This window comes from Parasphingorhabdus sp., from assembly GCF_036964675.1.
Lineage (GTDB): Bacteria > Pseudomonadota > Alphaproteobacteria > Sphingomonadales > Sphingomonadaceae > Parasphingorhabdus.
In genome coordinates, this window is record NZ_JBALTF010000186.1 from 1 (window position 1) to 502 (window position 502).

General features: G+C 58.2%; 1 protein-coding gene. It reads left to right on the forward strand.

Going from position 1 to position 502, the window contains the following annotated elements; all coding sequences use genetic code 11:
- The coding region (locus V7665_RS13880; protein ID WP_335665112.1) for a hypothetical protein at nucleotides 1-502 on the forward strand (502 nt) is incomplete at both ends.

The following is a 502-nucleotide window of genomic DNA, read 5'->3' on the forward strand; positions in this document are numbered from 1 at the left end:
GTTGCCCTCGGCACCGTGATCGCTCTGCCGCTGACCGCGACCGTCACCTATGCCGAAGCGGTCGATCCTGCGGATCCCATGGATATATCCGTTCCCGACGCACCACTGGCACCCGCAGCTCCTTTGGCGCCGATGGCCCCATCTGCACCGGCCGCTCCTCTGGCTCCGTCCGCTCCCGCAGCGGTCGGTGATGTGACCAATATTACGATACTCAACGGTCGCAAAAATTATGATCCTGCCGACGACTATGTCCACAAGATTCAGCACAATGGCAAAACCATCATTCTGCGCACGGACAAGAAATTGAGCGACAAACAAGTCCGCGAAATGGTCGCAGAAGCTGAAAAGTCCCGATTGGAGGCAGACAAGGCGCTGCGTGAAAGCGGAATGGATAGCAAGCATATGCGCTCGACCATGCGCGAGGTCGAACGGGAAATCGCCCAGGCCAAAAGGGAAATGCAGCAAGGGCTGCGGGAAGCGGAACAAGAGGTTCGTGAAGCGC